Annotated in this window: 12 protein-coding genes and 1 tRNA gene; 5 read left to right on the top strand and 8 right to left on the bottom strand. The window is 42.5% G+C overall.

Translation table 11 applies throughout. The features are described from left to right. The first annotated feature begins 243 nt into the window (after positions 1-243). Positions 244-444, top strand: a complete 201-nt coding sequence (locus tag GB992_RS02770; protein ID WP_161001109.1) for a hypothetical protein — start codon at positions 244-246, stop codon at positions 442-444. Between the two features lie 75 nt (positions 445-519). Here the strand turns inward: GB992_RS02770 and GB992_RS02765 are convergent, their stop codons facing one another. After that, entirely contained in the window at positions 520-1,134 is a 615-nt protein-coding gene (locus tag GB992_RS02765; protein ID WP_161001108.1) for a MarR family winged helix-turn-helix transcriptional regulator, read from the bottom strand. 213 nt (positions 1,135-1,347) lie between these two features. Here GB992_RS02765 and thiD point away from each other — a divergent pair, with 213 nt between their 5' ends. Next, positions 1,348-2,154, top strand: a complete 807-nt coding sequence (thiD, locus tag GB992_RS02760; protein WP_161001107.1) for a bifunctional hydroxymethylpyrimidine kinase/phosphomethylpyrimidine kinase — start codon at positions 1,348-1,350, stop codon at positions 2,152-2,154. A gap of 72 nt (positions 2,155-2,226) precedes the next feature. On the opposite strand, the gene GB992_RS02755 is transcribed toward thiD, so the two are convergent. From GB992_RS02755 to GB992_RS02735, 5 genes are all read right to left on the bottom strand, one after another. Continuing rightward, on the bottom strand, positions 2,227-2,517 hold the full coding sequence (locus tag GB992_RS02755) for a hypothetical protein (protein ID WP_161001106.1): 291 nt from the start codon (positions 2,515-2,517) through the stop codon (positions 2,227-2,229). A 30-nt stretch (positions 2,518-2,547) separates the two neighbouring features. Then, positions 2,548-2,620: transfer RNA gene (locus GB992_RS02750), tRNA-Arg, on the bottom strand. A gap of 46 nt (positions 2,621-2,666) precedes the next feature. Continuing rightward, positions 2,667-3,050: a tautomerase family protein gene (locus tag GB992_RS02745; protein ID WP_161001105.1), complete on the bottom strand. Its 384-nt coding sequence runs from the start codon at positions 3,048-3,050 to the stop codon at positions 2,667-2,669. Positions 3,051-3,054: 4 nt separating this feature from the next. Then, positions 3,055-4,446, bottom strand: coding sequence for a DEAD/DEAH box helicase (locus GB992_RS02740; RefSeq protein WP_161001104.1), 1,392 nt, complete (start codon positions 4,444-4,446; stop codon positions 3,055-3,057). A gap of 15 nt (positions 4,447-4,461) precedes the next feature. Beyond that, complete coding sequence (locus GB992_RS02735) at positions 4,462-5,460, bottom strand: Gfo/Idh/MocA family protein (RefSeq protein ID WP_161001103.1); 999 nt, start codon at positions 5,458-5,460, stop codon at positions 4,462-4,464. Between the two features lie 246 nt (positions 5,461-5,706). On the opposite strand from GB992_RS02735, the gene GB992_RS02730 reads away from it, so the two are divergent. Further along, positions 5,707-6,111, top strand: a complete 405-nt coding sequence (locus tag GB992_RS02730; protein ID WP_161001102.1) for a DUF4828 domain-containing protein — start codon at positions 5,707-5,709, stop codon at positions 6,109-6,111. A 70-nt stretch (positions 6,112-6,181) separates the two neighbouring features. Here the strand turns inward: GB992_RS02730 and GB992_RS02725 are convergent, their stop codons facing one another. Then, positions 6,182-7,906, bottom strand: coding sequence for a CotH kinase family protein (locus GB992_RS02725; RefSeq protein WP_161001101.1), 1,725 nt, complete (start codon positions 7,904-7,906; stop codon positions 6,182-6,184). 142 nt (positions 7,907-8,048) lie between these two features. Beyond that, complete coding sequence (locus GB992_RS02720; RefSeq protein ID WP_161001100.1) at positions 8,049-8,420, bottom strand: ArpU family phage packaging/lysis transcriptional regulator; 372 nt, start codon at positions 8,418-8,420, stop codon at positions 8,049-8,051. Between the two features lie 155 nt (positions 8,421-8,575). Between GB992_RS02720 and GB992_RS02715 the strand changes: the two genes are divergently transcribed. Together GB992_RS02715 and GB992_RS02710 are read left to right on the top strand one after the other, a co-directional pair. Beyond that, positions 8,576-8,914, top strand: coding sequence for a helix-turn-helix domain-containing protein (locus tag GB992_RS02715; protein ID WP_161001099.1), 339 nt, complete (start codon positions 8,576-8,578; stop codon positions 8,912-8,914). Next, positions 8,898-9,326, top strand: a complete 429-nt coding sequence (locus tag GB992_RS02710; RefSeq protein WP_161001098.1) for a M48 family metalloprotease — start codon at positions 8,898-8,900, stop codon at positions 9,324-9,326. Before GB992_RS02715 ends, GB992_RS02710 begins: the two co-directional genes overlap by 17 nt. Positions 9,327-9,361 lie beyond the last annotated feature (35 nt).

Here is a 9,361-nt window from a genome sequence, read left to right as displayed (position 1 = left end):
CTCGAAATTAACCAACGCCCCCTTAAAGTACTTAACTGGCAAACACCTTACCAAGTGATGCTGACTAATTTGTCAAAAAATTCGGATTAAATTTGCAATTTACCTCCATTATAAAATCATTTATTCTCTAAGAAATGAAACCGTTTTTTCTTAGAATTCCGTTTTCTATTCGTTAATATGATACAACATAGGTGGGTTCAGTGTTTGTCACACTATGTCATCATTATACAAGGGGGATTTATCATGCAACGCGATGATTCACTTATTGTTTGGATTTCTGGCAGTGTTTTACCACTTATCATTTTGATTGGCCTACTGTATGGACTGATTGCTGGGCAAGTCATCACGGGGTTGGTTGTTGGCATTATTGCCGGTCTTCTCTTGGCGGGCGTCTCATTCATTTCATTTGCAATGCTGGAGGACGTTTTTGCGCCGAAAGCATAGGATCTGCAATTATATATGTAAAAAGAGTGGCTACTGAAAAATAATATCAGTAACCACTCTTTTGCGTTTGTTAAACTAACGCCAGAAACCGTTCATCATGCCCATGTCTGAGTTATCGTGATGTTGACGATTGAACCCCTGACCACGAGGATCAAAACCATTGTGACCATTAAATGAACGACGGCCAAAGTGACCTGCAGAACCAGCGAATGAACCAAATTCAGGCTCCGGCGCGTCATCCATATCTGCCAACTTATCTTTTAGCGAACCGTCAAGTTTGGCCAACAACTGTTGTAACTGTTGTGTCTCCTCATCAGTCAAACCATCGAACAAGCCTGTCAGATACTCATTCGTTGTTTGCTTGCGTTCCGCTAAGCGTTTACGTCCTGCCTCAGTGAGAACGACGTGCGTAATTCGTTTGTCGTTTTCGTCAGCATGGCGTTCAATCAATCCCCCATCAGAAAGCTTACTCAGCATTTCTGATAAAGAAGATGGACGAATGTCCAGCAACTCAGCTAGTTCACTCTGTGTGACATTATCATGATCCGCGATCAGTTGTAACAACCGGCCACGACCAAATCCATGGTGACGGCCGTGCTGTTGTCCACGAGTCGCAAACCCATACCGCTGCATCTGTTTTGTTAAATCCATAAATGTTCTAAACAATTCATCGTTTTTTTCAGTATTCATAATTTTCCTCCAAAGATTGTTAGTTAGGTGCCTAACATCGACTATTATATAGGCACCTAAATAATTGTCAACACTTTCGATCTAATTAGGCAAGCACAGACAAAAATGAAAATTTGTCCACCTCACACAAAAACTGATTAAAAAGACTGTCGCAGTTGATTTGGATTGTGCTACGCTATCACCAACACCAATTGAAAAGCGAGGTTTTATGAAATGGCAAATGAATTTCCACAAGTTGTCACTATTGCCGGTTCTGATTCCGATGGCAGTGCTGGTTTACAGGCAGACTTAAACACATTCTTCACCCGCAACGTTTATGGCATGTCCATCGTCACAGCATGTGTCGCTGGCAACTCGTATGGCATTCAGGCATCCACATCAATGCCGACCGACTTCATTAACCAACAATTTACATCCTTGGCAAATGACTTCGATTTAAAGGCCGCCAAAACAGGCATGTTGGCCGATGCGGAATTGATTAATAACGTTGTGACCAATTACAAACGTGTTAATTTTGGTCCGCTAGTCGTGGATCCCGTTATCGTCACTAAACACGGCGCAATGTTGCTAGAAACGGCTGCGTTTGAAACGTTACGCGAACAGCTAGTTCCCTTAGCAACAGTGATTACACCAAACTTTTTTGAGGCGCAAAAGTTGGTTGATATGGTCATTGAAACAGATGAAGACATGTTAACCGCGGCTAAAAAATTGCAAGCAATGGGTGCTAAAAACGTCATGATCAAGGGACAACATAGTGATGCTGATCAAATAGAAGTCCGTGATCTAGTCCTTCTTGAGAATGGCGAACACTTCTGGCTCAGCGCGCCTTACATTCATACAGACCGTGTTAACGGCACGGGTGACTCGTTATCTGCATGCATTACTGCCGAATTGGCTAAGGGTAAATCCGTTAAGGAAGCCATTACGATTGCCAAACAATATGTTAATGTCTCGATTGCTAACCAAATTGAAGTTGGTCACAAATATGGTCCAATCAACCACTGGGCTTACACGGATTAATGTTTGAGTCCTAGCAGTCAAAAGACGAGCATCCTGAAATCTTCAATGATTTCAGGATGCTCGTCTTTTATGTCATAAAAGCTTAGCGAACGCGTCTTTGGCCTTTGAACTAGCCATTAATAATACAGGGAAATCCGTCTCATTCCACTCGAAGCGGGGCTCTGACCGGACAAATTCGATGATGCCAGCCTGCATCCCCTTCAGCATTAAGCTTACTAACTCTTTACTGCTGAAGTTTGGCTCGCCCATTTTTGCCACATAGGCGATGGACCGTGCTTTATCGTTCTTAAGCACCTTTTTGGCCTTACCATTGCGCTCAATTGCATCAACTAAATAGTCCACAATTGTATCATTATCTGCCATTTTCTCATTACTCCAATAAGATAAGATGAATGACCCCACCCAGACTCGAACTGGGAGCAGCCGCTTAGGAGGCGGCAGTTTTATCCAGTTAAACTATAGGGTCATACAAAACGATTCACCCAAAATGATGAACCGTTTTTTAGTATACACTAATTTAAAAACTGTGCGGCACCATTTCCGAATGACCAGTCAGGACTGCCATTTTCTGAGATGACCACCATTACATCGTTTGGCTCGATACCAGCACTGCTTTGAAGTTCTTTAACGAGGTCTTCATAGAATGTTCGTTTCTGCGTTTCAGTTCGACCGCCACGCATGGTGATTTGGATCATCACGAACTTGTCTGTTCTGTCGATGCCAAAACCGGTATCCTCAATTTCCATTTCTTCTGGATCATGTTGCGTCACAATTTGGTAACGATCCCGCGCAGGAACACCAAAATCTTGAACTAAGATTTTATGTTCTGCATCTAAAATGGCCTTCAATTCTGATTTGCTACGGCCTCGTTGGAGGTCAACTCGTACTAATGGCATAACGTTATTTTCCTTCCTGATTCTTCAGTTGATGTTTGTGCCGCATTCCTTTGTTCTTCGAATGCTTTTTATGTGTATGTGGTTTCTTCGAAGCTGCCTGTACTTTAGCCGAATCATTCTTCTTAGATGAATGGCTCGTAACCGCCTTAGCGCGTTGAGACTTGGACTTTGCCGTAGTGCTACCGGTGCCGCTAGTGCTACCAGGCTTTTCACCACTACGCACTTTAACTTTACTGCCTTGCTCAGGACGGGCTGTCTTCTTTGCAACACTACCAACAGATTCAACACGTTGTGGTCGTTCATTGACAAACGCATTATGGGCAAAGTACAGTGGCTGAAGTTGGTAATCACTCCCCCGCAACACTTGCTTTAGGCTACGAATATCATGATCATTCCCAAAGTTAATGACAAGGCCACTAGCACCCATTCGCCCAGTCCGGCCAACACGGTGCGTATACGTTACCAGTGAGCCGGGCAGATCGTAATTGATGACTGCTGGCAAATTGGGAATATCCAATCCCCTAGCCGCAACATCAGTCGTCAACAGAAACTTAACTTTACCATTACGGAAATCACGCATCGCATCAGCACGTTGCACTTGCCGTTGCTTACCGGCTAAAGAAACCGCCGCCACATGTTCATGTCGCATTGAAGCAGCTGCCCGTTCCAATTCACCTAATTGATTGAAAAACACCAATGCTTGAAATCCTGGAATGCGGGAAAAACGGCGTAACATCACCGCCCGTTGGTTAGCGGGTAAAGTCATCAGACCGTGCTTAACTTGTCCCTGGGTTTCATCTATATCCCGGACATCAACGGTGGTCACTTCAATACCGAATTCGCTAGTTAGCTGATCGAGTGCTTCTGATTTCGTTGCAGAGAAAAAACTCAGTTGAACATCGCCAGGCGCTTCACGAATAATGTCTTCCACGTCAGTCCGTGTTTCGCCAGCTAACAACTCATCGGCCTCATCAATGACGATACTTGTCAGCAAATGCGCCTTCAAACGATGATCGTCAAGTAAGTTGAGCACCCGACCAGGCGTACCAACAACGACTTCCGGATTCTTTTTCAAACGTTCAATCTGCCGTTTGACATTGGCGCCACCAGTCAACGCAGCAACGTTCACGCCAATAATAGCAGCCCAATCACGCATGACACGCGTTGTTTGCTGTGCCAGCTCTTGACTTGGCGCGAGGATTAGCAATTGTGTGCCATCCCCAGGCAAAATCTTAGCCAATAACGGCAACGCAAAGGCAACTGTTTTACCAGAGCCGGTAGGTGCTAACCCAACAACGTTTTCACCGTTTGTGAGCGGTGTTTCAACGCCGGTTTGAATTGCAGTGGGTTGAGTATAGCCCAACTCACTAAAATGTGCTTCAAATTCTTTGTTCATCTATAATACTCGTTTCTATTTATTGTCGGCTGGAAAGACGATGCTAGCCTTGCGACGCAGGTCAAACAACACGCTGTTAACAATTTCACTCAAATGAAGCCATGTCTGATAATGACGGACATTGTCTGGATTCTTAGGATCGTTAATCACGGTCGCAAAATCTTTTGCTTCAGCGATCATCGGATTATCGTCAGGTTCTTCAGAAATCCGCTTCGTCGAACCATCATCTGCATGGTAAATAACAGAAGTCAATTCAGCCGCATTATCCATCACTATCGTATCTTTAACGCCATAAATCTCTGATGGTAGGTACGAATTCGTATTTTTACCAATGTTCAGGGTGACGTCAAAGCCATCATAACCTAATACCGCGACCCCTTTACCATCTGCACCAGTGCGCAATGGCGTGGCGTAGTAGTGAACCCGATTAGGCTTGCCAAACCAAGTAACGGCGTCATACACAACGTAGACACCGAGATCCTGTAGGGCACCACCACTAAATGTTGTCGTGAAGACATTTGGATCCTTGCCCGCCAGATATTCATCGTAACGTGATGAATACTTCATATAGGTCAAGGTTGCCCCACTAATAGTCTCCATGCTAGCCAACTGTTTGCGAATTGCACGGAAATTGTGTTCATGAATGTGACGTGCTGCTTCAAACACGTGAATTTCAGGATGCTCGGCTAAAGCGGCCTTCATCTGTGCAAATTCGTCTGGGTTGGAAACAATCGGTTTTTCTACAATAATCTGTTTGCCCGCATCGATTGCTTGCATCGTTTGTGCGAAATGTAAACTGTTCGGTGACGCAATGTAAACAACGTCAAAATCACCATCGTTAAAAAACTTGTCTAAATCTGTGTAAACTTGACCACCGTTCTTGTCGGCAAACGTCTTACCGCTTTCCTCGTGGCGTGAGTAAACACTTGTCAGTTCATATTCTTTGCTGGCCGCAGCGGCCTCAACAAATTGCTGCGTAATCCAGTTCGTGCCAATGATTCCTAGTTTTAACATGCTATAGAACCTCCGTCGAAATGAATTTTTTAATCCGTTACCAGACGATTCAAGAAAATTTTCCATCACCTGTTAATACATCTAGTTTACCAATTTTATGACGAAGTTTCAGTAATCAAGTCAGATTGGTTGCAGGAATATTTTAATTCCGTTACGCCAATGGTTTGGATAAGGAAACAGCGTGAAATCGTGCTATATTAATACTTGTAAGTTAACTGGCAAAAGAGAGAAAGCGAGGATGCATTTGTGTCGTTAAAGCGGAATATTTTATTATTTGGCGTGTCACTGGCCGCCGGATTATCAAGCACGTTTACCCGTTCAGGTAAAAAGCATGCTGATAATCAATCATCATTACCAATGTTGTTTTCTGGTACCTGGAAATATTCCGACCATAACGACCATCGCATCCACAGAATTCAAATCAATCCAGATTTAACGCTGCACATCGATGGCCGTAAGGAAAATGCGACAGTTGAAAGTATTACGGCACAAGAGTTGGTCTATCTTGATGGCTTTGGCTATCATTTAAGAATTCATGCCAATGAACAACAACCTGTTTCTTTGTACGACGAGGCTGATAACGCTACTTATACATTGGTTAGCGTACATACGACGAAGCCTGCCACTACTGAGAAAACAATAGCTGAATAATAGAACTCAAAAATAGAGTCCAACTATGCATAAAGCGTAGTTGGGCTCTATTTAATTTATCTAAACATAATTAATTGCCACTTACATAGTTACCTAATGTCGGAGTGAAGTTTAACTGTGGTTGAGTCAAAATTGCGTGACCATTTCTACTAAACGCAAACTCCATATGCAAATTGACTGTTCCTTTCGGAATTTGAATGCCTTCTGCCTTCAAGAACTGGGGATGTTCAAGCTGTGAGTGATCACTATCGAGGTTTACACCACCAAGTCTTTGCTGGTTAGCATCCAAGAAGAGTACAGAAATAAGAATCTCATCGTCACCTGAAAGAGGGATATTACTTGAGAGCATAATTTTGCCACCAAACGAAATCACTGGTGGATTGTCTGGGTCACTGATTGGAATCGGCGTGCTTTCAATTCGATCCCACATCACTTGATTGTAGCCCGAATGTGAATATACGACCCCGGCACTACCATTATTCATTGAACCAGGATAAGTCGTCCGATAGAAATTGCCGACAACTGTCCAGTCTCTTAAATCATATTTAAAATCAGAATTTTTAATAAAGTTCGGAGTAACCTGTGTCCGACCACCACCAAAATGTCGTTCAATTTGATCATCAATCAGAGTCAATCGTTTGGACATGTCGTACTGCAGCTGTGACATCCCCGTCAGCTTTTCACTTGGCAAATCAGGCCATGTCTTCAAATCATTCTCATAATTTGGTTCGCCAACAGATTGCATAAACTTCTTAATGTGATTAATAACATTATCTCCACGCAATACCGTTTGACGCAACTCACGATAACGTTTGTAGACAAGGTCTTGGTTAGCCGCAAACGCCTTATATAACAACTGATTACCTTGGAAATCGAATAGATCTTGATCAATCGGTTGCAATGACTTACCATCCCATTGTAATTGCCAACTCGTGTCCAAATCATATGGAACCATGGTCCAGTGAGTGCCATCGTAAGTGACGTACATCGCATTCTTAACTTCCATATCCGTGTCATCGATGACATTGGCAAAGATGCCGAAGTCAATAACCGATTCAATGTTAATATACTCATCCTGATGGGCACGAAAATCGAAAATTGAAGAATTATGGGCAAATTTCATCAGATTTTCAAAGCTAGTTTTTAATGGATCAGATAGCGCGTCAGGAAATTCTACACTGAAATCACTATTATCAAACTTGGCAGTATCAGCTTTAAAGGCCGTTGTGTCGTTAAATTGAGCCGCTTCCACGGCCGCATGATTCTTATTGTCTTTTGACATATTTAACAAAGTGCCGTTTTTCCCGGTGTTAAATGTATATACACCGTTAAATTTGTCATTGATCCACAAACGAATTGGAAATCCCTGAATCTCGCCAAAGTTAATCGCCTGTGCTAGTTCATCATTAACATGTTGACGTGTCGCAGTCATGTCCGCAAACAATGCGGCATTCGTAATGTTACGAGCATGCGTGATGTCCATATAATTGGCCTTCAGGTTAAAGTCGCTGTTTTCGGCCCAATCTGCTAACGGTTTAAACTTAAGCTTTGTCTTGCATGCCTCATCCTCGTATGCCTTAAACTTGTAACTCTTTTTGTCCCAACGTAACGAACCATCCCCTTGCCACTTAATCTTGGCAAAGCCACTAATATCACGCCCATCGTTCAATTTAAAATCAAACGACAAGTTCTTGTATACGTCGTGACTCATTCCGGTCAAATCACCGGTAAGATGTAATTCAGGTAACGTCTTCACTGACGTTGCCAAATGACTTGTATCAACTGTGTTATCCATAAGATAATCACTCCTTCATTTATTTTTTTGGTACAAGTCTATTCAAACATATGTTCGTATTTTGGGAGTCCGGAGCTTTTATCATTTAAATCCCAGTTTGCTCTCGCAAAAGTCGCATGCAAAAAATCCTCCATTAGTTCAGCTAGTTCGCCAATACACCAAGCAGATAAGCGAACTCGTACTCGGCTGTGCGTTTAACACGGAAGTATTGCGAACGACTATAGTATGTGTTCAGTTCTGCGTAAACATCCGTTTTCTGCGATAAATAACGATAATAAATAATCCGTCGTTCCATCACCGTTAACTGATTAAACATCTGTGCATAGTGATCCCAATGGGAAGTTTCTGGCGACGTTGCCGTTAAACTCACTCCCATGATCGAATACTCTTCATTAACATTAATTCTCCGTGTTCCGGAGCGTTTAATATTCTCAAGAATAAACTGCTCACTTTGTTGTTTAATGCGTTGTCGTGTCAAACTAAAATCGACATTTATTTCAATAAGTCTTTTCATTTCATCCAGCCTTTCTTACTCAATAGAATAAAACAATTGTGTTTTAATTACACAATCGGATAATTATTCAATAACATTTTAATTCAATCGGATAATTTTTACAACATCGTTTATTTTTTAGTGTAAAATAGAAGCTAAGGAAAAGAGGATGTAACATGTCAATCTACGAACAAGTGAAAGCCCTCGCCCAGGAACGGGGACTCAGCCTCCAAACATTGGCTATCAAGGCCGGTATGGGCATCAACAGTATTTATAGCTGGCAAAAAAAAGATCCAAGCATTTCTCGATTAACAAAAGTTGCGGAAATTCTTAATGTATCCGTTGATTCTTTAATTGGTGCTGACACGGCGACTGCAACCAAAAAATCACAACAAGTTGATCTTAACGACGATGATGTCATCATGACCTTTGAAGGCCGCCCCATTCCACCGGAAGACCTTGCCTATATCAAACGTATTCTTGGAAGCAGTGATGATAATGCAAAATCTAATTGATCGCTTACTCGCATTTGCAAAGCAACCTCAAATCAATGTTATTTTATCGACCACCATGTCGCCTAATACACCGCCCGCAGCAAATCCGGCTTTGAATAAAGTCCTCATTAACTTGAACTGGCCCAATCAAAACCAGATTGCATTTCAGTTGGCACATGAGCTCGGCCATGTCTTAAATAACGACGCCGGCATTCTATACGGCTGTACGCAGGCATCACACAACAGCATTGAATTTGCGGCTAGCAAACGTGGCATTCAGTTGCTGATTGATTTATACTTTGCTGACGTCGCTGTTAGTGATGCAAATTCTGCCCGGTTTATTCACCAGTTATGTATTCCGAGTTACCTGGTCAACTTTACTGAAACCCAAATCAGGCAACATTATGAGACGCAACTTAAACAAGTTGATTAATACAACCGTTATTGCAACCGATATCAATCAATCAC

Source organism: Furfurilactobacillus milii (genome assembly GCF_009863985.1).
Classification (GTDB): Bacteria; Bacillota; Bacilli; order Lactobacillales; family Lactobacillaceae; genus Furfurilactobacillus; species Furfurilactobacillus milii_A.
This window is presented reverse-complemented; position numbering and strand designations above follow the sequence as displayed.